This is a genomic window from Rhodanobacter geophilus, from assembly GCF_040812275.1.
Taxonomy (GTDB): Bacteria; Pseudomonadota; Gammaproteobacteria; order Xanthomonadales; family Rhodanobacteraceae; genus Rhodanobacter_A; species Rhodanobacter_A geophilus.
In genome coordinates this window covers 159,188-181,095 of record NZ_JBFOHL010000010.1, presented here as the reverse complement: position 1 = coordinate 181,095, position 21,908 = coordinate 159,188, and the positions used below count along the sequence as shown (strand labels likewise).

The 21,908-nt window shown below is 66.6% G+C and carries 18 protein-coding genes; 9 read left to right on the top strand and 9 right to left on the bottom strand.

Annotated features, from left to right (window positions below):
* The first annotated feature begins 224 nt into the window (after positions 1 to 224).
* Complete coding sequence (gene tkt, locus ABQJ56_RS12585) at positions 225 to 2,225, top strand: transketolase (protein ID WP_367845351.1); 2,001 nt, start codon at positions 225 to 227, stop codon at positions 2,223 to 2,225.
* Positions 2,226 to 2,291: 66 nt separating this feature from the next.
* On the opposite strand, the gene ABQJ56_RS12580 is transcribed toward tkt, so the two are convergent.
* A complete protein-coding gene (locus ABQJ56_RS12580) occupies positions 2,292 to 2,924 on the bottom strand; it encodes an HAD hydrolase-like protein (RefSeq protein ID WP_367845350.1) in 633 nt (210 codons plus the stop codon).
* The gene (locus tag ABQJ56_RS12575) at positions 2,924 to 4,105 is read right to left on the bottom strand and encodes a phosphoglycerate kinase (RefSeq protein ID WP_367845349.1); all 1,182 of its coding nucleotides are present in this window, start codon (positions 4,103 to 4,105) and stop codon (positions 2,924 to 2,926) included. The genes ABQJ56_RS12580 and ABQJ56_RS12575 overlap by 1 nt, the downstream gene beginning before the upstream one ends.
* Positions 4,106 to 4,221: 116 nt before the next feature.
* On the opposite strand from ABQJ56_RS12575, the gene maiA reads away from it, so the two are divergent.
* The gene (gene maiA / locus ABQJ56_RS12570) at positions 4,222 to 4,884 is read left to right on the top strand and encodes a maleylacetoacetate isomerase (RefSeq protein WP_367845348.1); all 663 of its coding nucleotides are present in this window, start codon (positions 4,222 to 4,224) and stop codon (positions 4,882 to 4,884) included.
* Positions 4,885 to 4,996: 112 nt separating this feature from the next.
* Here maiA and ABQJ56_RS12565 read toward each other — a convergent pair whose 3' ends face one another.
* Positions 4,997 to 6,124 carry a PilT/PilU family type 4a pilus ATPase gene (locus ABQJ56_RS12565; protein WP_367845347.1) on the bottom strand — a complete coding sequence of 376 codons (1,128 nt, stop codon included), beginning with the start codon at positions 6,122 to 6,124 and terminating at the stop codon, positions 4,997 to 4,999.
* Positions 6,125 to 6,206: 82 nt separating this feature from the next.
* On the opposite strand from ABQJ56_RS12565, the gene ABQJ56_RS12560 reads away from it, so the two are divergent.
* The 5 genes from ABQJ56_RS12560 (at position 6,207) to glmS (ending at position 11,660) form a co-directional block, all read left to right on the top strand.
* Complete coding sequence (locus ABQJ56_RS12560) at positions 6,207 to 6,854, top strand: DUF4398 domain-containing protein (RefSeq protein WP_367845346.1); 648 nt, start codon at positions 6,207 to 6,209, stop codon at positions 6,852 to 6,854.
* Positions 6,851 to 7,465: a hypothetical protein gene (locus ABQJ56_RS12555; protein ID WP_367845345.1), complete on the top strand. Its 615-nt coding sequence runs from the start codon at positions 6,851 to 6,853 to the stop codon at positions 7,463 to 7,465. Before ABQJ56_RS12560 ends, ABQJ56_RS12555 begins: the two co-directional genes overlap by 4 nt.
* 499 nt (positions 7,466 to 7,964) lie before the next feature.
* A complete protein-coding gene (locus tag ABQJ56_RS12550; protein ID WP_367845344.1) occupies positions 7,965 to 8,192 on the top strand; it encodes an HP1242/YdcH family protein in 228 nt (75 codons plus the stop codon).
* Between the two features lie 164 nt (positions 8,193 to 8,356).
* Positions 8,357 to 9,727 carry a pyridoxal-phosphate dependent enzyme gene (locus ABQJ56_RS12545; protein ID WP_367845343.1) on the top strand — a complete coding sequence of 457 codons (1,371 nt, stop codon included), beginning with the start codon at positions 8,357 to 8,359 and terminating at the stop codon, positions 9,725 to 9,727.
* A gap of 103 nt (positions 9,728 to 9,830) precedes the next feature.
* The gene (gene glmS, locus ABQJ56_RS12540; protein WP_367845342.1) at positions 9,831 to 11,660 is read left to right on the top strand and encodes a glutamine--fructose-6-phosphate transaminase (isomerizing); all 1,830 of its coding nucleotides are present in this window, start codon (positions 9,831 to 9,833) and stop codon (positions 11,658 to 11,660) included.
* 147 nt (positions 11,661 to 11,807) lie between these two features.
* Here the strand turns inward: glmS and cyoD are convergent, their stop codons facing one another.
* The 4 genes from cyoD to cyoA form a co-directional block, all read right to left on the bottom strand.
* Positions 11,808 to 12,185: a cytochrome o ubiquinol oxidase subunit IV gene (gene cyoD, locus ABQJ56_RS12535; protein WP_367845341.1), complete on the bottom strand. Its 378-nt coding sequence runs from the start codon at positions 12,183 to 12,185 to the stop codon at positions 11,808 to 11,810.
* Entirely contained in the window at positions 12,182 to 12,808 is a 627-nt protein-coding gene (gene cyoC, locus ABQJ56_RS12530; RefSeq protein ID WP_367845340.1) for a cytochrome o ubiquinol oxidase subunit III, read from the bottom strand. Before cyoC ends, cyoD begins: the two co-directional genes overlap by 4 nt.
* The gene (gene cyoB / locus ABQJ56_RS12525) at positions 12,805 to 14,793 is read right to left on the bottom strand and encodes a cytochrome o ubiquinol oxidase subunit I (protein ID WP_367845381.1); all 1,989 of its coding nucleotides are present in this window, start codon (positions 14,791 to 14,793) and stop codon (positions 12,805 to 12,807) included. Before cyoB ends, cyoC begins: the two co-directional genes overlap by 4 nt.
* A 64-nt stretch (positions 14,794 to 14,857) precedes the next feature.
* Positions 14,858 to 15,865 carry a ubiquinol oxidase subunit II gene (gene cyoA / locus ABQJ56_RS12520; protein WP_367845339.1) on the bottom strand — a complete coding sequence of 336 codons (1,008 nt, stop codon included), beginning with the start codon at positions 15,863 to 15,865 and terminating at the stop codon, positions 14,858 to 14,860.
* Here cyoA and ABQJ56_RS12515 point away from each other — a divergent pair.
* A complete protein-coding gene (locus tag ABQJ56_RS12515) occupies positions 15,803 to 17,419 on the top strand; it encodes an MFS transporter (RefSeq protein ID WP_367845338.1) in 1,617 nt (538 codons plus the stop codon). The genes cyoA and ABQJ56_RS12515 overlap by 63 nt on opposite strands.
* Positions 17,420 to 17,517: 98 nt before the next feature.
* Complete coding sequence (locus ABQJ56_RS12510; protein WP_367845337.1) at positions 17,518 to 18,303, top strand: SURF1 family protein; 786 nt, start codon at positions 17,518 to 17,520, stop codon at positions 18,301 to 18,303.
* Positions 18,304 to 18,407: 104 nt separating this feature from the next.
* Here ABQJ56_RS12510 and ABQJ56_RS12505 read toward each other — a convergent pair whose 3' ends face one another.
* A complete protein-coding gene (locus ABQJ56_RS12505; RefSeq protein ID WP_367845336.1) occupies positions 18,408 to 20,453 on the bottom strand; it encodes a DUF6077 domain-containing protein in 2,046 nt (681 codons plus the stop codon).
* Positions 20,440 to 21,852, bottom strand: coding sequence for a mannose-1-phosphate guanylyltransferase/mannose-6-phosphate isomerase (locus tag ABQJ56_RS12500; RefSeq protein ID WP_367845335.1), 1,413 nt, complete (start codon positions 21,850 to 21,852; stop codon positions 20,440 to 20,442). The genes ABQJ56_RS12505 and ABQJ56_RS12500 overlap by 14 nt, the downstream gene beginning before the upstream one ends.
* Positions 21,853 to 21,908: the final 56 nt, after the last annotated feature.

Genomic DNA, 21,908 nt, shown 5'->3' with positions numbered 1-21,908 from the left:
CGGCGCCTTGGGGAAAGGTGATGCCGCGGCTCGGCAGCCGCTCGTGGGCGGTGCCGGGCCATTAGATGGCGGGGCAGCTGAAGGAATTCAATACCGACAAGTTCAGAATTAAGTGGAGGTTAATGTCAAGGCTTGCGGTGGCTTGAGCGCGCTCGCGGCGCGACAGCCTCGACCGGATCGGCGACAATGCGCGTTTTTCGCCGTCGCCTGCCCGGAGAACATCCATGACCACCCGCCGCCAACTTGCCAACGCCGTGCGCGCCCTTGCCATGGATGCCGTGCAGAAGGCCAATTCCGGCCATCCGGGCATGCCGATGGGCATGGCGGACATCGCCGAGGTGCTGTGGAACGACTTCCACCGCCACAACCCGGCCAACCCGCACTGGTTCAACCGCGACCGCTTCATGCTTTCCAACGGTCACGGTTCGATGCTGCAGTACGCGCTGCTGCACCTCACCGGCTACGACCTGCCGATGAGCGAGCTGGAGCGCTTCCGCCAGCTGCATTCGAAGACCCCGGGCCATCCCGAGGCGCACGAGACGGTGGGCGTGGAAACCACCACCGGCCCGCTGGGCCAGGGCATCGCGAACGGCGTGGGCTTCGCGCTGGCCGAGAAGGTGCTGGCCGAACGCTTCAATCGCCCCGGCTTCGACGTGGTCGACCACCACACCTGGGTGTTCTGCGGCGACGGCTGCCTGATGGAGGGCGTCTCGCAGGAAGCGATCTCGCTGGCCGGCACCTGGAAGCTGGGCAAGCTCACCCTGGTCTACGACGACAACAACATCTCCATCGACGGCGAGGTGCCGGGCTGGTTCACCGACGACACCGCGATGCGTTTCGAGGCCTGCGGCTGGCACGTGATCCGCGACGTGGACGGCCATGACGCCGAGAAGGTCAAGGCCGCGCTGGCCGCCGCCAAGGCGGAAACCGCCAAGCCCACGCTGGTGATGTGCAAGACCATCATCGGCTTCGGCGCGCCGCACAAGGAAGGCACCGAGGCCGCCCATGGCGCAGCGCTGGGCAAGGACGAGGTCGCCGCCGCGCGCGACATGCTGGACTGGCGCTCCCCGCCGTTCGAGATTCCCGCCGAGATCTATGCCGGCTGGGACGCGAAGGCCGCCGGCGCGAAGCGCGAGGCGGAGTGGAACGCGCTGTTCGATGCCTATGCCAAGGCGCATCCCGAACTGGCGGCGGAACTGAAGCGCCGCCTTGCCGCCGAACTGCCCGCGGACTGGGCCGCGAAATCGCAGGCCTGGGTCGACAAGCTGCAGGCCGAAGGCCCGGACGTGGCCAGCCGCAAGGCCTCGCAGATGACGCTGGACGCGTTCGGCCCGCTGCTGCCGGAGCTGATCGGCGGCTCGGCCGACCTCGCCGGCTCCAACCTCACGATCTGGAAGGGCTCGGTGAGCGTCACCGAGGCCAGCCCGAACGCCAACTACATCCATTCCGGCGTGCGCGAGTTCGGCATGACCGCGATCAGCACGGGCCTGGCGCTGCACGGCGGCTTCATCCCGTACGACGCCACCTTCCTGGTGTTCTCCGACTACGCGCGCAACGCGGTGCGCATGAGCGCGCTGATCCCCGCGCATTCCGTCCACGTCTACACCCACGACTCGATCGGCCTGGGCGAGGACGGCCCCACCCACCAGCCGGTGGAACACCTGGCCAGCCTGCGCTACATCCCGAACAACCGCGTGTGGCGTCCCTGCGACGCGGTGGAATCGGCGGTGTCGTGGAAGGCGGCGATCGAGCACAGGGATGGCCCCTCCTGCCTGGTGTTCTCGCGCCAGACGCTGAAGCACCAGCCGCGCAGCGCGCAGCAGGTCGCCGCCATCGCGCGCGGCGCCTACGTGCTGTCCGATCCGGCCGACACCAAGTTCAAGGCCATCCTGATCGCCACCGGTTCCGAGGTGGAGCTGGCGATGGAGGCGATGCGCACGCTGGCGCAGCAGGGCGTGCCGGTGCGCGTGGTGTCGATGCCGTGCACCGAGATCTTTGATGCCCAGCCGCTGGAATACCGCGAGGGCGTGCTGCCCGGCTGGTGCCGCGCGCGCGTGGCGGTGGAGGCGGCCTATGTGGACTTCTGGCGCAAGTACGTGGGCCTGGACGGCGAGGTGATCGGCATGACCACGTTCGGCGCCTCGGCGCCGGCCGAGCAGTTGTTCGAGTACTTCGGCATCACCGTGGCGAACGTGGTCGATGCGGTGAAGCGCGTCGCCGGCTGATACGCGGGCCCTTCCCGTACGGAAACGCCGCGGATTTCCGCGGCGTTTCTGTTTGCCGCGGCGGCCTCACGCCGCCAGCAGGTCGGCGAGGTGTCCCGGATCCCGCGCCAACGCCTGCGCGCCGGCCAGCTCCAGTTCCTCGCGGCTGCCGAAACCCCACAGCACGCCGATGCCGCGTACGCGGTTGGCCCGTGCGCCTTCGATGTCGAAGCGGCGGTCGCCGATCATCGCGGCCTGCCCGGGCGAGGCGCCGAAATCGGCGAGCGCGGCGGCGATCATGGATGCCTTCTCGCTGTGCGGGCTGGACGGATCGGGGCCGTAGAGGCGAGCGAACACGTTGCCGAACGGCAGGTGCTCGACGATCGGCCGCGCATGGCGTTCGGGCTTGCTGGTGACCACGGCCAGGGTGTGCCCGGCCGCCTGCAAGCGTTCGATGGCCGTCGCGATGCCGGGGTAGACCGCGTGCTCGCGCCAGCCCAGCGTGGCGAAACGCTCGTGGTAGTAATCCACCGCCGCCTCGACGCGCCCGGCGTCATGGTCCAGCAGCGGTGCGAAGCCGTGCCGCAGCGGCGGCCCGATCCACGGGCGCAGGTCGGCCGGCGCCGGCACGCCCAGCTTGTCGAAGGCGTAGCGGATGCACGCGGTGATGCCCGGCTCGGAATCGATCAGCGTGCCGTCGAGGTCGAACAGGCAGAGCACTACTTCGCGGCCCGCGCCTTGAGCGCGGCCACCGCGGGCAGCTCCTTGCCTTCGAGGAACTCCAGGAAGGCGCCGCCGCCGGTGGAGATGTAGGAGACGTCGTGCTCGATGCCGTACTTGTCCACCGCGGCCAGCGTGTCGCCGCCGCCGGCGATGGAGAACGCCGGCGAAGCGGCGATCGCATGTGCCAGCGTCTCGGTGCCCTTGCCGAAGGCGTCGAACTCGAACACGCCCACCGGGCCGTTCCACACCACGGTGCCGGCCTTGGCGATCAGCGCGGCGTAGCTCTTCGCTGTCTCGGGGCCGATGTCGAGGATCATCTCGCCGTCGCGCACCTGGTCCACCGGCTTCACCGTGGCCGGCGCGTTGGCGGAGAACTCCGGCGCCACCACCACGTCGACCGGCAGCGGCACTTCGGCGCCGCGGCGCCTGGCGTCGGCAAGCACCTTCTTCGCGGCATCGACCAGGTCGGGTTCCACCAGCGAGTTGCCCACCGAGTGGCCGAGTGCGGCGATGAAGGTGTTGGCGATGCCGCCGCCCACGATCAGCTGGTCGACCTTGCCGATCAGGTTCTCCAGCAGGGTGAGCTTGGTGGAGACCTTGGAGCCGGCCACGATCGCCAGCAGCGGCTTGGCCGGATGCTCCAGCGCCTTGCCCAGTGCATCCAGCTCGGCCGACAGCAGCGGGCCGGCGGCGGCGATCGGGGCGTACTTGATCACGCCGTGGGTGGAGGCCTGGGCGCGGTGCGCGGTGCCGAAGGCGTCCATCACGAAGATGTCGCACAACGCGGCATACTTCTTCGCCAGCGCCTCGTCGTCCTTGCCCTCGCCGACGTTCATGCGGCAGTTTTCCAGCACCACCACCTCGCCGGGCGCGACGTCCACGCCATCGAGGTAGTCGCGCACCAGGCGCACCGGCTTGCCCAGCCTGTCGCCCAGCCATGTGGCCACCGGCGCCAGCGAAGAGGCCTCGTCGAACCGGCCTTCCTTGGGGCGGCCCAGGTGCGACAGCACCATCACCTTCGCGCCGGCGTCGCGCGCCGCCTTGATCGTGGGCAGGGCGGCGTCGAGGCGCTGGGTGGAGGTGATCCGGCCGTGGTCGTCGATCGGCACGTTCAGGTCTTCGCGGATCAGCACGCGCTGGCCGTGGAGATCGAGGTCGCTCATGCGGGTGACGGACACGTGGGAACTCCCGTGATTCGGAAAGGGCTGCCGGGCTGGCAGGAACCCCGTATTGTCCGGCCCGCCCCGGGGGGATGCAAATTACACTGCGTGCTTTCCACCCCAGGAGCGGGCGCATGTCTTCCGGTCTCGTGCTGTACGGCTACTGGCGCTCCAGCGCCGCCTATCGCGTGCGCATCGCGCTGGCGCTGAAGGGGCTGGCCTGGGAGAGTCGTCCCGTGCACCTGGTGAAGGACGGCGGCCAGCAACATGCGGCGGACTATGTCGCGATGAACCCGCAGCAGCTGGTGCCCAGCCTGCGCGACGGCGAGCGCGTGCTGACCCAGTCGCTGGCGATCATGGAGTACCTGGAGGAAACCCGGCCCGAACCGGCGCTGCTGCCGGTCGATGCGCGGGGTCGCGCACGGGTACGCGCGCTGGCACAGCTGGTCGCCTGCGACATCCACCCCTTGGGCAACCTGCGCGTGCTGCAGTACCTGGAGCGCGAGCTGGGGGGCGACGAGGCGCAGCGTGGCGCGTGGTCGCGGCACTGGATCGCCACCGGCTTCGCGGCGATGGAGGCGATGCTGGCCGGCCATGCGGCCACTGGCCGTTACTGCCACGGCGGCACGCCGGGGCTGGCCGACGCCTGCCTGGTGCCGCAGGTGTACAACGCGCGACGCTGGAAGCTGCCGCTGGACGACTATCCGACGATACGGCGCATCGACGAGGCCTGCGGTGAATTGGAGGCGTTTCGGAGTGCCGCGCCCGAGGCGCAGGCGGATGCGCCTGCGGTGTAGCGGCTGTCGTTGCAGGCGGGGGCTGGAAGAGCGAGGCCGGTTGTTTGATGTCAGGCGAGTGCAGTCCTGCGCTCGCCTGACTCGCCAAGTCCGTGGCCCGCGTGGCAGCGCGTCAGAAGCCCATGCCGTAGGGATCGTTGCTGCCGCCCATCAGCACGTTGCTGTCGGAACCGTTGCCGCCGCCTTCGGCGAGGCGGATCTTCAGCGCCAGGCCGTCGCGGGAGTCGGCCTTGTTGAGCGCTTCCTCCAGTTCGATGCGGCCTTCCTTGTAGAGCCGGTACAGCGACTGGTCGAAGGTCTGCATGCCGTCCTGCAGGCTGCGGTCCATCGCCTCCTTTACCTCGTGGATCTGGCCACGGCGGATCATGTCGCGGATCAGCGGGGTGTTGAGCAGCACTTCCACCGCGGGGATGCGGCGGCCGTCCTTGCCCACCACCAGGCGCTGGCTGATCACCGCGCGCAGGTTCAGCGCGAGGTTCATCAGCACGTTCTTGTGCGCCGATTCGGGGAAGAAGTTGAGGATGCGCTCCAGCGTCTGGTCGGCGTTGTTCGAGTGCAGCGTAGCCAGGCACAGGTGGCCGGTCTCGGAGAACGAGATCGCCGCCTCCATGGTGTCGGTGTCGCGGATCTCGCCGATCATGATCACATCTGGCGCCTCGCGCATCGCGTTCTTCAGCGCCTCGTGGTAGGTGTGCGTGTCCAGCCCCACCTCGCGCTGGTTGACGATGGAGCGCTTGTGCCGGTGCAGGTATTCGATCGGATCCTCGATGGTGAGGATGTGGCCGGCCGAGTGGGTGTTGCGGTGGTCGATCATCGAGGCCAGCGTGGTCGACTTGCCCGAGCCGGTGGCGCCCACCACCAGGATCAGCCCGCGCGGCTCCATGATCAGGTCGCGGAAGATCGACGGCAGCTGCAGCTGCTCGACGTTGGGGATCTCGCTCTTGATCGCGCGGATCACCATGCCCACTTCGCCGCGCTGCTTGAACACGTTGATGCGGAAGCGCCCGGCCTCCTTCACCGCCAGCGCCATGTTGAGTTCGAGATCGCGCTCGAACTGCGGCACCTGGCCTTCGTCCATCAGGGAGTAGGCGATCTTCTTCACCATGCCACCCGGCAGCCCGGTGTTGCCGAGCGGGTAGAGCTTGCCCTCGACCTTGATGTTCACCGGGGCGCCCGTGGACAGGAACATGTCCGAGGCGCCCTTGTCGACCATCAGCTTGAGGAAGTAACCGATATCCACGCCAAATCCCCTATCAGTGCTCGTTGCAATGAGCGATTGTGCACGCCCACAATACGCGTAGAAGCTTAATCAGGAATGCGTGATGGTGCACATCTCCCCTTCGTCGCCCCGGCGCCCAGCGGTTCCCCGCGGACGGGTGCGACAGCTTGCGCTGGCCGGTCTGCTGGTCCTGGCCGGTTGCGCCAGCGTGCCGCCGCCGAACGATGCGATGAACCTGGCGCAATCGCAGCTGCAGGCTGCGCGCGACGCCGGCGCGGCCGATTATGATCCAGTGGACCTGGGGTTTGCCCAGGACAAGTTCCAGCAGGCGCAGGGCGCGATGGCCGACCGCAAGTATGACCTGGCGGCCGATCTGGCGGCCGAATCGCGGGCCGACGCCGAATTGGCACGGGTCAAGGCCAACCTTGGCGCCGCGCGGGCCAAAATCCAGTCCAAGATGAACGCGAACGCCGAGTTGCGCGAGCAGGGGGCGCAGGCCGCCGCTGCGGCCGCCGCCGAGTTCGCCAAGCCGTTGCCGATGCCGGCCACGGCCGGGTCCGCCCCGGCTCCGGCCGGCTCCGGGGCGCTGCCGCCCGCCGCGCCGGTGGAGGACATGCCGGCGCCATCGGCCTCGGTGCTTTCGCCGCCATCGGGGCAGGGTTTCCAGGCCGTTCCCACGCAAAGTTCACCGTCGAACGGCCAGGACCCGAATGAAACGCAGGGCTTCCAGCCTGCGGGAGGCCAGCCATGAAGCGCGTTGCCACCATGGTCGCCGCCATCGCGATGGCGCTGGGTATCGCCGGCACCGCCCAGGCGAAGCATGACGACATCGACGTCAGTCGGCTGACCAGCAATCTCAACCAGCTCGCCAGCGATCCGGTGCTGGGCAACTACGCCCAGGCCGAGCAGGCGCTGGCCCGCGACGCGATCGGCCAGCTGGCGCAGGCCGATTCGAAGCAGCGGCCGCATGCGCTGTACATCGCCGAGCGGCAGGTGGATCTGGCCCGGGCCTCCGCCCAGTTGCAGGATGCCCAGGTGAAGCTGGCCCAGCTCGACCGCGAGCACGACCAGATCCAGCTGGAAAACAGCCAGCGCGAAGCCGATACCGCTCGCCGCGAACTGGAGCGCCAGCGCCTGCAGTACCAGATGGCCCAGGAAGAGGCGCAGCGCCTGCAGGCGCAGGGCGAGGCTTATTCGCAGGCCGCCGAGCAGGCCCAGGCCGAGGCAGCCAAGGCCAGGAAGCTGGCCGAGGCGCAGAGCCGGGTGGCCCGCTCCGCCAAGCGCGAGGCCGAGCTGGCAGCCAAGGCTGCCAAGGCGATGCGTGCCCAGATGCAGCAGCAGGACAGCGCCGGCAAGCCGTAGGTTTGTTTTTCTCACCCGCAGGCACGGCGTCGCGAGAGCGGCGCCGTACCGTTTCGCGATCGCCATCCCTGGTGCTTGTCCTTCGAGCGATGGCCGGCGCGATGCCGAAAATCGCTCCGGGCGGTTTTTGCACCTGCCATCCATGGCGGGTGCCCTTCGGGCCATCGCTGGCGCGATGTCAAAAATTGCTCCCGGTAATTTCTTCGGGGCGGATGCAACAAGCTGTTTTGACAGTTTTTATGCGGATTTCACAACGCCGCGGCAACTCGCCGCGGTCGTCGCCGGGAAGGCTTGCGGCACTTTTCGGGGCGGAGTAGGGTCAACCGCAATGGAGCTGTTCTGCTCCATGACCGTCGGTCCGGACCATGCACCACTTACTCGCCAGTCTTCCGCCCGCCAACCGGTCTGCCGGTGCGGGCGGGCGAGGGTGCGCGCGTGATCCGGGGCGGCGGACGGCGCGCTCGTGCGCCTGCATGCTCACTCACGAGGAGGTTGGATCATGTTCGAAAACCAGCAGCGTGATGACGTCGAAGCATTGATGAAGGCCGATGCGGAGTTCCGCCGCCTCTATCAGCACCATCGGGAACTCGACAGCAAGGTGCACGACGCCGAGATCGGCGTGCTCCCGCTCGATGACATCACCCTCGCCTGCATGAAGAAGGAAAAGCTGCACGCCAAGACGCGCCTGGAACGCATGTGGGAAGGTCGCCACCCGCTTTCCAGTTGAGCGTCCCCTGAAATCCACGACCACGACGGCCCCGGCAGCTTCCGCCCAGGAAGATGGCCGGGGCCGAGACGTTTCTGCACGGCCCGTTTGCGCTGCTCGGCTATCATGAGCCTCTTTTCCGGTGACGCTGGCGCGCCGCCGGCCTGCCACGCGACGGAGCCCCCATGACGGTCCAGCAAAGTGTCCTCGAACTGATCGGACATACCCCGATGCTGCGCGCGCAGCGCCTCGATACCGGGCCGTGCGAGCTGTTCCTGAAGCTGGAGAGCGCGAATCCGGGGGGCTCGATCAAGGATCGTATCGGCCTGTCGATGATCGAGGGTGCGGAGAAGGCCGGCAGGATCAAGCCCGGCGCGATCCTGGTCGAGGGCACCGCGGGCAACACCGGCCTCGGCCTCGCGCTGGTGGCGCAGGCCAAGGGCTACCGGCTGATTCTCGTGGTGCCGGACAAGATGAGCCGCGAGAAGATCTTCAACCTCAAGGCGATGGGTGCCGAGGTGGTGCTCACGCGCTCGGACGTGGCCAAGGGTCACCCCGAGTACTACCAGGACATGGCCGAGCGCATCGCCCGCGAAACGCCCGGCGCGTATTTCATCAACCAGTTCGGCAACCCGGACAACCCGCGCGCGCACATCGAGACCACCGGGCCGGAGATCCTCGAGCAGATGGACGGGCGCGTCGACGCCGTGGTGGTGGGCTGCGGCTCCTCCGGCACCATGACCGGCCTGTCGCAGTATTTCGCCAAGGCCTCGCCGCAGACCGAGATCGTGCTGGCCGACCCGGTCGGTTCCATCCTCGCCCAGTACATCAACGAGGGCACGCTCTCCACCAAGTCGTCGAGCTGGCTGGTGGAAGGCATCGGCGAGGACTTCCTGCCGTCGATCAGCGATTTCAGCCGGGTGAAGAAGGCCTACGCGATTTCCGACAAGGAGAGCTTCCTCGCCGCGCGCGAGCTGCTGGCGAAGGAAGGCGTGCTGGCTGGCTCCTCCACCGGCACCCTGCTGGCCGCGGCGCTGAAGTACTGCCGCGAACAGGCCGGTCCGAAGCGCGTGGTGACGCTGGTCTGCGACACCGGCAACAAGTACCTCTCCAAGCTCTACAACGACTACTGGATGCTGGACAACGGCTTCCTCGAGCGCGAACAGCATGGTGACCTGCGCGACCTGCTGCTGCGCCCGTTCGCCAAGCGCGACACCGTGGTGATCGGTCCGCACGAGTTGCTGATCACCGCCTACACCCGCATGAAGCTGTACGACGTCTCGCAGCTGCCGGTGATGGATGGCAACCGGCTGGTGGGCATCGTCGACGAGTCGGACGTGCTGCTGCACGTGCACGCCGACGAGACGCGCTTCCGCGATCCGGTGTCGGTGGCGATGATCGCGGACCTGCAGATGCTCGACGTGCGTTCGCCGATCGAGTCGCTGCTGCCGGTGTTCGAGCGCGGCCACGTGGCGATCGTGATGGACGGCGAGCAGTTCCTCGGCCTGATCACCCGCATCGACCTGCTGAACTGGCTGCGCCGCAAGGTGAACTGAGCACCTGGCCGGGGTGTCGAAAGCGGGTTGAAACACAGGCGCGGCACAGTCGCTGCCTGCGTCGGCCCGCCCGGCATGCATCAACCAACCAGGAGCTTCCGTCATGTGTGGAATCGTCGCCGCCGCCGCCCAGCGTGACGTCGCCCCGCTGCTGATCGCCGGCCTCAAGGCATTGGAATACCGTGGCTATGACTCGGCTGGCCTGGCCGTGCTGGAGGGCGGCGCCATCCGCCGCGTGCGCGCCAAGGGCAAGGTGCGCGAGATGGAGGCGCAATACCTGGCCGCGCCGTTCCCCGGCGGCACCGGCATCGCGCACACGCGCTGGGCCACCCACGGCGAGCCGAACGAGGCGAACGCGCACCCGCACGTCGCCGGTCGCGTCGCGATCGTGCACAACGGCATCATCGAGAACTACGCCAGCCTGCGCGAGGGGCTCAAGGCGCGTGGCCACGTGTTCACCTCCGAGACCGACACCGAGGTGATCGCCGCGCTGATCGAGGAACGCCTCGCCGGCGGCCTCGGCTTGCGCGAGGCGGTGCTGGCCGTGGTGCACGGGCTGGAAGGCGCCTATGCGATCGCCGTGATCAGCCGCGACGAACCCGGTCGGGTGGTGGGTGCACGGCGCGGCGCGCCGCTGCTGGTGGGCGTGGGCATCGGCGAGCACTTCCTGGGCTCGGATGCGCAGGCGCTGATCCAGGTCACCAACCGGATGATCTACCTCGACGAGGGCGATGTCGTGGAGATCACCCGCGAACGCGCGCAGGTGTTCGACGCCGATGGCCGGCCGGTCGAGCGCGCGGCGCGCGAGAGCGAGCTGTCCGCCGACGCGGTGGAGCGCGGCGAGTACCGCCACTACATGCAGAAGGAGATTTTCGAGCAGCCGCGTGCAGTGGCCGACACGCTGGAGTCGCGCCTCGGCGCGAACGGCGTGCTGCCGAATGTGTTCGGCGTGGGCGGCGACGAATTGCTGGCGAAGGTGCGTGGCGTGCACATCATCGCCTGCGGCACCAGCTACCACGCCGGCATGGTGGCGAAGTACTGGATCGAGGAGTATGCGCGCCTGCCGGTCGCGGTCGAGGTGGCCAGCGAGTATCGCTATCGCGAGGCGGTGGTGCCGGAGAGCACGCTGTTCGTGGCCATCTCGCAGTCCGGCGAAACCGCCGACACGCTGGCCGCGATGCGCGAATCGAAGCGGCGCGGCTACCTCGGCACGCTGGCGATCTGCAACGTGCCCGAGTCCTCGGTGGTGCGCGAGGCCGGCCTCAAGCTGATGACCCGCGCCGGCCCCGAGATCGGCGTGGCCTCCACCAAGGCCTTTACCACCCAGCTTGCCGCGCTGGCGCTGCTGTCGCTGCAGCTGGCGCGGCAGCGCGGGCTGGACGATGCGCGCTACGCGGATCTGTGTGCGCAGCTGCAGGCACTGCCGCGGGCGATCGAGCGCGCCCTGGCGCTGGAACCGCAGATCGTGGAGCTGGCCGAGCATTTCATCCCGCGCCACCACGCGCTGTTCCTGGGTCGCGGCGCGCAGTTCCCGGTGGCGCTGGAAGGCTCGCTCAAGCTCAAGGAAATCTCCTACATCCACGCCGAGGCCTATCCCGCCGGCGAACTGAAGCACGGCCCGCTGGCGCTGGTGGACGAGGACATGCCGGTGGTGGCGGTGGCGCCGAACGGCCCGCTGCTGGACAAGCTGAAATCCAACCTGCAGGAAGTGCGCGCCCGCGGCGGCGAGCTGATCGTGTTCGCCGACCATGCCGCGCCGATGGACGGCAACGCCGCCCGCGGCCACCTGCTGCGCATCGACGCCGGTGGCGAGTTCATCGCGCCGGCGGTGTTCACCGTGCCGTTGCAGCTGCTGGCCTATCACGTGGCGGTATTGCGCGGTACCGACGTGGACCAGCCGCGCAATCTCGCCAAATCCGTGACGGTGGAGTAACCCGCCTGGCGGGAGCGACCCGGCGCGCGATTGACGTTCTCGACGAAGAACCACATCGCGAACAGGATGCGCTCCCGTCGCGAGCAAAAGAAAAGCCGGCGGCGGCCGGCTTTCCCTGGTTCCGGTCTCGGGCCGCTGGCCCGCCGCTCACATGTCCCCGCTGCGTTGGTACTGCGGCGACATCGGCATCATGTTGGCGTTCTCGTTGTACATGACCCAGATGGATGCGCCGAGCACGATCACCACCAGCACGATGGTGAAGATGAAGGCCAGCATGTTCCAGCCGCCTTCCGAGTGCGTGTCGAGGTGCAGGAAGTAGATGATGTGCACGAGGATCTGCGCGACCGCCAGCAGCAGCACGATGGTGATGGTCAGCCAGTGGTTCGCGAACACGTGCCCCATCACCAGCCAGAACGGGATGATGGTGAGGATCGCCGCCAGCACGAAGCCGGTCAGGTAGCCGCGCAGGCTGCCCTGGTGCACGTGCGGGACGTCGCCGTGGCCGGATGCAGGGGGATGGCTCATCGCAGCACTCCTGCCAGATAGACGAAGCTGAAGACGCCGACCCAGACCAGGTCCAGGAAGTGCCAGAACATGCTCAGGCACTGCAGGCGCCGGACGTTGGCTTCGGTGAGACCGAACTTGCCCAGCTGCACCATCAGCACGACCAGCCAGAGGATGCCGACCGACACGTGCAGGCCGTGCGTGCCGACCAGGGTGAAGAACGAGGACAGGAAGGCGCTGCGGTCGGGTCCGGCGCCCGCGGCGATCATGTCACGGAACTCGTGCAGCTCCAGCCCCACGAAACCCACGGCCAGCAGGCCGGCCACGGCCAGCCAGCCGAGCATGGCGCGCTTGCGCTGGCGCGCCATTTCCAGCATCGCGAAACCGAAGGTGACCGACGACAGCAACAGCAGGGCCGTGTTCACGGCCAGGCCGGGCAGGTCGAGCACCTTGGCGGCCGAGGGGCCGCCGGCGGTGCTGGTGCCGAGCACGGCATAGCAGGCGAACAGCGAGGCGAAGATGAAGCAGTCGCTCATCAGGTAGATCCAGAACCCGAGCAGGGTTCCGTTGTGAGCGTGCGGTTCCTCGTGGCAGAGGAATGGCGACGGCACGGAGCCGGCGGTATCGACAGCCGTGCTGTTCATGCGCCTGCCCCCAGGGTCTCCACTTGCCAGTTGCCGCTGTGCTCGAACTTGTGCACTTCATCCACGGGAATGTGGAAATCGCGGTGATAGTTGAAGGTGTGGACAATCGCCGCGGCGATGATGCCCACGAACGCCGCCGCCGCCAGCCACCAGATGTACCAGACCAGGCCGAAGCAGCAGGCAAAGGACAAGGCGCCGATGATCGTGCCCGCGGCGGTGTTCTTCGGCATGTGGATCGGGTTGAAGCCTTCCAGCGGGCGCCGGTAGCCGTGTTTCTTCATGTCCGTCCAGGCGTCGCGCGCGCGGATGTTGGGAATGAAGGCGAAGTTGTAGTCCGGCGGCGGCGACGAGGTGGACCACTCCAGCGTGCGGCCGTTCCACGGGTCGTTGCCCACGGCATACGCCTTGCGCCGCAGGATGCTGACGTAGATCTGGATGATGAAGGCCAGGATGCCGAGCGCGATCAGCAGGGCACCGAACGCGGCGACGATGAAATACGGCTGCAGCGCCGCGTTGTCGAAGTGGCTGAGGCGGCGGGTCACGCCCATCAGGCCCATGATGTACAGCGGCGTGAACGCCACCCAGAAGCCGACCAGCCAGAACCAGAAGCTGGCCTTGCCCCAGAACTCGTCGAGCCGGAAGCCGAACGCCTTGGGGAACCAGTAGTTGACCGCCGCGAACACGCCGAACACCACGCCGCCGATGATCACGTTGTGGAAGTGCGCGATCAGGAACAGGCTGTTGTGCAGCAGGAAGTCGGCCGGTGCCACCGACAGCATCACGCCGGTCATGCCGCCGATGGTGAAGGTGAACAGGAAGCCCATCGTCCACAGCATCGGCACGGTGAAATGCACGCGCCCGCGGTACATGGTGAACAGCCAGTTGAAGATCTTCACCCCGGTGGGGATGGAGATCATCATGGTGGTCAACGAGAAGAACGAGTTGACGTCGGCGCCGGAGCCCATCGTGAAGAAGTGGTGCAGCCACACCAGGTACGACAGGATCATGATCGCGACGGTGGCGTAGACCATCGACGAGTAGCCGAACAGCGGCTTGCCAGAGAACGTGGGCACGATCTCCGAGTACACGCCGAAGATCGGCAGGATCAGGATGTACACCTCCGGGTGGCCCCACACCCAGATCAGGTTGATGTACATCATCACGTTGCCGCCGAAGCCGGTGGTGAAGAAGTGGGTGCCGAGGTAGCGGTCCAGCGAGAGCAGCAGCAGCGTGGCGGTGAGCACCGGGAACGTCGCGATGATCAGTCCGCTGGTGCACAGCGTGGTCCAGGTGAATACCGGCATCTTCATCATCGTCATGCCGGGGGCGCGCATCTTCAGGATGGTGGTGACGAAGTTGACGCCGGTCAGCAGCGTGCCCACGCCGGACAGCTGCAGGCCCCAGATGTAGTAGTCGACGCCGGGGCCCTGCTGCAGCTCCGAGACGGGCGGGTAGCCCAGCCAGCCGGCGGTGGAGAAGTCGCCGACGAACAGCGACACCATGAACAGGATCGCGCCCCAGAACGTGAACCAGAAGCTGAGGTTGTTGAGGAACGGGAACGCCACGTCGCGCGAGCCGATCTGCAACGGCATGACGTAGTTCATCAGCCCCACGATGTAGGCCATCGCCACGAAGAAGATCATGATCGCGCCGTGCGCGGTGAAGATCTGGTCGTAGTGTTCCGGCGGCAGGTAACCCATCTGCGGACCGAACGCGTAGGCCTGCTGCGCGCGCATCATGATCGCGTCGGAGAAGCCGCGCAGCAGCATCACCGTGCCGAGTATCATGTACATGATGCCGAGCTTCTTGTGGTCCACGCTGGTGAACCATTCGTGCCACAGGTAGCCCCACAGGCGCTTCTTGGTGATCAGGCCAAGTATGGCCACGCCGACGATCGCCACCACGACGAGGGTGGCGAGGACGATGCGGCCTTCGAGGTCGGGCTTCAGGAAGGGCAGGGAATCGAGCGTCAGCCGCCCGAACAGGAAATCCCGGATGGCGGCACGATGAGGCATGGCTTCGGGCATGGGGTGAATCTCCGCAAGCAGATCAGTGCGCCGCCGCAGCCTGTGCGGGGACTGGTTTTCCGGCATCCACCAGCGCGCCGGCGCCGGCGTGCGCAGGGTGGTCGCGCATGCCCTGCATGGCAGCAGCGGTGGAAGCGCCGGGCGACATCATCTGGCCCTTGCACTCCTGGCCGGGATCGGCGCAGAGGTTGAGGATGCGCGTATACAGGTCGGGCTCGAAGCTGGCGTAGGAGCGCACCGGCGCATTGCGCCCGGGCTGGCGCAGCAGGTCGTAGGCCTGGAGGTCGAGCGTGCCGCCGGCGGCGTGGGCCTTGGCGACCCAGTCGTCGAAATCCCGCTGGGTCATGCCCTCGAAAGTGAAGCGCATGTCGGTGAAACCCGCACCGCTGTAGTTGGCCGAGAAGCCCGGGTACTGCCCGGGCTTGTTGATGACCGCGTGCAGCATCGTCTGCATGCCGGGCATCGTGTAGACCATGCCGGCCAGATCCGGCACGGAGAACGCATCCATCATCGCATCGGACGTGAGCTTGAACCGGATGGGCACGTTCACCGGGGCCGCCAGCTGGTTCACCGTGGCGATGCCGTACTGCGGGTAGAGGAACAGCCATTTCCAGCGCAGCGACACGACATCCACTTCCAGTGGCTGGGTGCCCGCTGCAACGGGCTGTCCCTGGGCCACCCGGTCGAGCGGGCGATAGGGGTCGAGCTGGTGGGTGCCGATCCAGCTGATCGCGCCGACGGCGATGATGATCAGCAGCGGCGCGGCCCACACCACCAGTTCCAGCTGCGGCGAATGGTCCCACTCGGCGTCGTAATGAGCCTTCTTGCTGGAGGCCCGGTAGCGCCACGCGATGACGCCGATCGCAATGAGCACCGGTACGACGATCAACGCGATGATCACCGTGGTGACGATCATGACGTCGCTCTGCTGGCGGGCCACGTCACCGGATGGATCGAGCAACGCCAGGTGGCAACCAGCAAGCACGGCAAGCGGAGACAACAGCAGGCCGCGCAGACGTTTCACTGTCATGGGCATGTGCGCATCGGGCAACGAGGTGCTGCCTACACTACTCTCGAAAGGCGGGTCTATACTACCCTCGCAACACGCGTTTCCCGACGGGTCCGACATGCCCAGGATGAGCCGGCCTGCAAAGGGATGTCGTGGTGGCCATGTGAAATCGGCTGCCGCATTGCGCGATGCCGCAGCCGGTCTGTCCAGCAAATCTCGCACGATCGTCGCCAGGGAATTGCCATGCCAACCAGCAACACCCAGTCGATTTCCGGTCCGGTGGTTCATGCGCATGGCGGGAGTTCCCATTCGGACCAGATGACACCGGGGGATCTCGCCGTCGGGGTGATGGTGGGGCGCGTCAGCCAGTCCTTCGATTTCTTCGTGTTCGGCATCGGCTGCGTGCTGGCGTTTCCGGCCGTGTTCTTTCCCTTCGCCAGCCAGATCGACGGGGTCTTCTACTCCTTTGCGATCTTCGCGCTGGCGTTCATCGCGCGCCCGCTGGGCTCCATGTTCTTCCTGGTGCTGCAACGCCATCTCGGCCTTCCCACCAAGCTGACCATCGCGCTGTTCCTGCTTGGCATGGCAACCGCCGGCACGGCGTTCCTGCCCGGGTACGCGACGCTGGGATGGGCCGCCATCCTGGCGCTGGCGGTGCTGCGCTTCGGGCAGGGTTTCGCGATGGGCGGCAGCTGGAACGGCCTGGCTTCGCTGATGGCGCTCAAGGCGCCCAAGGACCGGCGCGGCTGGTACGCCATGCTGCCCCAGTTGAGCGACCCGATCGGCTTCATCATCGCGGCGGCGCTGTTTGCCTACATCTGGTCGAGCCTCTCGCACCAGGAGTTCATCGAATGGGGCTGGCGCTACCCGTTCTTCGCGGCATTCGCCATCAACGTGGTGGCCCTGTTTGCCAGGTTGCGCATGGTGGTTGCGCCGCGATACGCGGAGCAGCTCAAGGAGCGCGATCTCGAACCGTCGTCGATGCGCGAGCTGGCGCGTTCGCAAGGCAACAACATCGCCTTGGGCGCCTTCGCCCCGCTGGCGAGCTACGCGATGTTCCACCTGGTGACCATCTTCGCGTTGTCCTGGGCGTTGCTGTTCACGAAGCAATCGGTGGGCAGCTTCCTCGTGGTGCAGATCGTCGGCGCCTTCGTGGCCTTGCCCTGCATGCTGCTGTCCGGCGTGGTGGCGAACCACTTCGGCCGTCGCACCACCCTGGCGGCGGGCGGCGTGCTGATCGCGGTCTACAGCGGGTGGACCGCGCTGCTGCTCTCGGGTGGCGCCGTGAACAGTTTCCTGTTCATCATCTTCGGCTACGCCCTGCTCGGTTTCACGCATGCACAGGCGGCCGGTGCGGTGAGCTCGAACTTCCGGCCGGAGTTCCGCTTCTGCGGCGCCATGATCACCTCGGACCTGGGCTGGTTGATCGGCGCGGGCTTTGCGCCGCTGGTGGCGTTGGCGCTGGCCAGATATGCCGGAGTCCCGTACGTGGGCCTGTACCTGCTGTCGGGCGCCATCGGCACGCTGGCCGCCTTGTGGATCAGCCGACGCTCGGGCGGCCTGCCCAACGATTGATGCCCGCCTTGCCTCGCCGCGGCATGATGCCGCTGGTCGTGCCGCTGGCGAAGAAGCTGCCGTGACGCGCAGTGCGCATGGTGCGATCATGCCGCGCCATGCCTGATGCCCTGATTCCTTCCGACGAGAGCGAGCGCCACGTGCGCGGCCCGCTGGCACTGACCCTGCTGGCCTTGCTGGGGCTGGTGCTGTTTGCCAGCTTCGTGGCGCTGGGCACCTGGCAGGTGCATCGGCTGGCATGGAAGACGGCACTGATCGCCCACGTCAACGAACGCGTGCATGCGTCGCCGGTAGCTGCGCCGGGCCCGGCGGACTGGTCCGGGCTCACTCCAGCCGACGCCGAGTATCGCCGCGTGCGGCTCCGCGGAACCTGGCTTGGCGACAGCCAGACGCGGGTGTGGACAGCCACCGATGCCGGCAGTGGCTACTGGATCCTCACCCCGCTGCGCCGCGACGACGGCAGCATCGTGCTGGTGAACCGTGGCTTCGCGCCGGACGGCTGGTGCGACCTCAAGGGGCATTGCCCGGCGCCGCCGGCTGGCGAGGTCACGGTCACCGGCCTGCTGCGGATCAGCGAACCGTCCGGCCTGTTCCGCCACAACGATCCCGCCACCGGCACCTGGTACACCCGTGACGTGGCGGCGATCGCCAAGGCGCGCGGGCTCGCGGATGTGGCGCCGTACTTCGTGGACGCCGATGCGGCATCGGGCCCGGCCGCCTCCAGCTGGCCGCGCGGCGGCATGACGGTGATCCACTTCCCGAACCACCACCTCAACTACCTGATCACCTGGTACGTGCTGGCGCTGATGGTGCTGGGGGCGGCGGGTTATGTGGCGCGGGACGAATATCGCTTGCGCAGGCGGCTGGGAGCGCTTGAGCGGTAGATGTCAGTCCGATCTTGTCGCGATAGCCGATTGAGCGCACAAAGTTACTGGGTTGTTTACGCGCGGCAACCTCGCTCATCGAGCAAGCGATGTCAAACCGGTTACTATGAAATATGCCTTGGGGTTTCCGGCTTGCGCCAGAGCTCGTAATGCCCCAGGGTTGTATTGTGCCAACCATGCGCAGCTAGCAGATTCCGTATCTCCGCGACCCATGGCGCATCTCGTGCCACCATGATGGCGCTTAGGTTGTAGCGCGTCAGCGCGCTCTCCAGTACGGCAGGGGAATCGGGTGCCCGAGCCGAGCCACCCACGTAAGTCATCAGCATCCGACGCTGCGCCGCTTCCATGGGCGCGAAATCCGCTGATAGATACATGATGCGTGTCCCCAGAATTTGGGGGTGGGTGACGAAGATCGGAATCCACGTTGCCACAGGCTCGGGGGCGAGTACGATTCCTTGCTCGGGAGTGCCGGCAAGTACGCGGGCGGCGGCGTAGTCGCCAGTCGGGACCTTGTAGGCAGGCGCGCCGAGTGTCACGAAATTGGCAGAGCGCAGGGTTCCTGCGTGCATGAAAAATATGACGGCCCCCACGCTGGCGCAGGCTCCACTTGCAATGGTCAATGCTTTCGATCGAAGCCCTGCTATGCGCACGGAGACGCCAACGAGCAGGAGTGCGAGCAGAATAGGTAATGGGAAAGCCCAGGCCAACCGCCAGTAGGTGTGCGTGCCGGTAAGGTGGCGCCCCAGGAATTGGTACGAATAGGGGTTCAGCACCAGCAGCAGGAAACAGAAGCTTCCGGTCAGCAGAAACTTTGACTGTTCGGTGGTTTCAGCGAATGCCCATGCGCTGATCAATGCGGTCAGCAAGATGGCAACGCTCCAGGCCCCGAATACTTGGATCAGCAACTCATACATCGATGGCATCGTGATGTCGCTTACGAAGCCTTTTCCGCCATGTGTGACGAAGATGAGCATGCAGCCGACGGCGATGACGTAGAACGAAGCAAGAAGGCCAAGCAGTAGCCGCCGCGTCGATGGGAAATTCGCGGACCAAGAGCCAGAGAGCGCGAGGGCCGCGGCGAATGGCACGACAAAAAGGCCAGACGAAGTGATGCCTATGGCGGCGATCTGGGCTGCTGCAAGCAACATCCAATCACTGGGCCGGCAGCATCGAGAATATTGCAAGGCGTGGTAAATGACGCATGGTATGGCCACGCACGCGAAGATTGCCTTGCCCTGGAACATGCGTACAAACGCGAAATTGCCGTAGCTGCGATGAGCTTCTCCCAGTGCCAGCATGCACAGGAACAATGCAGCCAACACCAGAAGCCAACGCGATGGAGCCAAAGCGCGAAGCAGCCGACCCCAGCACAAGATGCTGAGTGCGGCAAAGAATGCCGGGAAAAGCAGGTATGCAACCGACAAATGCGGTACGTGCAGCACTCGGGCCACCGTGGCAATGGCAAGCTCGTAGGTGTGGATCTTGTAAATCGGGAGCTGTATCGGCTTGCCGACTACGCGGTAGAGAGTGTCGCCCTGCAGCATGGGCGCGGAGGGGAATCTGAGTATCGTCGCTGGAATGCTCTGGTAAAAGGAGTCGTCTGCATCAGGCCTGTTTGCCACGAGGGTGACCACACAGGCCACAGCGCACAGTCCGAGGAGGACCCAAATGGAGCGACGGTTCATCGCGTCGCACGCGTAAGAAGGGGCGCGCTTGTTTGCGAAGAGGATCCACCAGGTTGCGCCGAGAGAGATGGTCGCGACCCACCAAAACAAAACATAGTTGTGCGTGAGGGTCAGCGTGCCTACCCATGCCACCGAAACAAGCAGGATCCACGGGGGAGTGGCTGTCGGCAGCGCAGGCCGGAAGGGTAGTGGGTGCTCAAGCCGACCCTGTAGCGAATGCTGCTGCCTGGACCACAGGTAGAAGACAACACTGGCCGAGGCGAGCACGAACGGCAGCCCGTACATCAGCGCATTGAAACTGGCTTTGGCCAGGACCAGCAGGTGGACGTAGACTGTCCACAGGCTGTAGAAAACGATGAACGCGACGGGGATGGATCCCAGAAGATATTCGCCCCATGCCTCTGGGCCGCTCAACTTCGTCGCGGCTTTTACAGTGTGGGAAGCTTGGGATTCAGGCTCGCCCATACGCATCGTCGTAGCGCACGATGTCGTCCTCGCCGAGGTAGCTGCCGGACTGCACCTCGATCAGCTCCAGCGGTACCTTGCCGGGATTGCGCAGGCGGTGCTTGCTGCCCAGCGGGATGTAGGTGCTCTGGTTCTCGCCGAGCAGGAACACCTGGTCGTCGCAGGTGACCTCGGCGGTGCCGGAGACCACGATCCAGTGCTCCGCACGATGGTGGTGCTTCTGCAGGCTCAAGGCCGCGCCGGGCTTCACCACGATGCGCTTCACCTGGAAACGCTCGCCGGCCTCCAGCGAGTCGTAGCTGCCCCAGGGGCGGTGCACCACGCGATGGAAGGAGTGTTCGCTGCGGTCGGCGCTCTTGAGCTGCTCGACGATCTTCTTCACGTCCTGCGCCGCGTCGCGATGGGCGACCAGCGTGGCGTCGGGCGTGGTCACCACTACCAGGTCATCCACGCCCACGGTGGCGATGAGATGGCGATCGTGCGAGCGCAGCAGCGAATTGCGCGTGTTCACCGCGAGCGTGTCGCCCTCGCGCAGGTTGCCCTCGGCATCGCGCTCGCCGGCCAGCCACAGCGCCGACCACGAACCGATGTCGCTCCAGCCGCAGCTCACCGGGATCACCGCGGCGCGCGCGGTCTTTTCCATCACCGCGTAGTCGATGGAATCCTCCGGCACCCTGGCGAAGGCATCCCTGTCCACGCGCACGAAGTCGAGGTCGGCGTGTGCGGCGGCATGCGCAGTGCGCACGGCTTCCAGCATCGCTGGCGCGTGTTGTCCCAGTTCTTCCAGGTAACGGTCGGCGCGGAACAGGAACATGCCGGAGTTCCAGTCGTAGTTGCCGTCGGCGAGATAACCTTCGGCGGTGGCGAGGTCGGGCTTCTCCACGAAGCGTTCGACGCGGAACGTGCCTTCGCCCAGCGCCTCGCCGCGACGGATGTAGCCAAAGCCGGTCTCGGCACGGTCGGGGCGAATGCCGAAGGTGGCCAGCCAGCCCTGCTTCGCCAGCGGCATCGCCTGCGCCACCGCGGCGGCAAACGCCTTGGTGTCGCCGATCAGGTGGTCGGCAGGCAGCACCAGCAGCAGTGCGTCGGGATCGCGCTGCAACGCTTCCAGCGCGCCCAATGCGATCGCCGGTGCGGTGTTGCGTGCCAGCGGTTCCAGCACCACCGCGCCGCCTTCGATGCCGGCTTCCAGCAACTGCTCGGCGGCGAGGAAGCGGTGATCCTCGCTCGCCACCACGATCGGTGCCGCCACCTCGGGCAGGGTGCGCGTGCGCGCGACGGTCTGCTGGAACAGCGTGCCGTGGCCGGCCAGTGACAGGAACTGCTTGGGCAGGTTGCGGCGCGAGACGGGCCACAACCGGGTACCGCTGCCGCCGCTGAGGATCAGGGGAATGAGCATGATGGATCGACCTTGTGAGGCGGTGCTGGCTTGCCCGCAGGAACGGCTTCAGCCGC

Bases quoted from the DNA above. Each gene is read 5' to 3' on its own strand.
- tkt (WP_367845351.1), top strand. From the start codon at position 225: ATGACCACCCGCCGCCAACTTGCCAACGCCGTGCGCGCCCTTGCCATG.
- maiA (WP_367845348.1), top strand. From the start codon at position 4,222: ATGTCTTCCGGTCTCGTGCTGTACGGCTACTGGCGCTCCAGCGCCGCC.
- ABQJ56_RS12560 (WP_367845346.1), top strand. From the start codon at position 6,207: ATGGTGCACATCTCCCCTTCGTCGCCCCGGCGCCCAGCGGTTCCCCGC.
- ABQJ56_RS12555 (WP_367845345.1), top strand. From the start codon at position 6,851: ATGAAGCGCGTTGCCACCATGGTCGCCGCCATCGCGATGGCGCTGGGT.
- ABQJ56_RS12550 (WP_367845344.1), top strand. From the start codon at position 7,965: ATGTTCGAAAACCAGCAGCGTGATGACGTCGAAGCATTGATGAAGGCC.
- ABQJ56_RS12545 (WP_367845343.1), top strand. From the start codon at position 8,357: ATGACGGTCCAGCAAAGTGTCCTCGAACTGATCGGACATACCCCGATG.
- glmS (WP_367845342.1), top strand. From the start codon at position 9,831: ATGTGTGGAATCGTCGCCGCCGCCGCCCAGCGTGACGTCGCCCCGCTG.
- cyoD (WP_367845341.1), bottom strand. From the start codon at position 12,185: ATGAGCCATCCCCCTGCATCCGGCCACGGCGACGTCCCGCACGTGCAC.
- cyoC (WP_367845340.1), bottom strand. From the start codon at position 12,808: ATGAACAGCACGGCTGTCGATACCGCCGGCTCCGTGCCGTCGCCATTC.
- cyoA (WP_367845339.1), bottom strand. From the start codon at position 15,865: ATGACAGTGAAACGTCTGCGCGGCCTGCTGTTGTCTCCGCTTGCCGTG.
- ABQJ56_RS12510 (WP_367845337.1), top strand. From the start codon at position 17,518: ATGCCTGATGCCCTGATTCCTTCCGACGAGAGCGAGCGCCACGTGCGC.
- ABQJ56_RS12505 (WP_367845336.1), bottom strand. From the start codon at position 20,453: ATGGGCGAGCCTGAATCCCAAGCTTCCCACACTGTAAAAGCCGCGACG.
- ABQJ56_RS12500 (WP_367845335.1), bottom strand. From the start codon at position 21,852: ATGCTCATTCCCCTGATCCTCAGCGGCGGCAGCGGTACCCGGTTGTGG.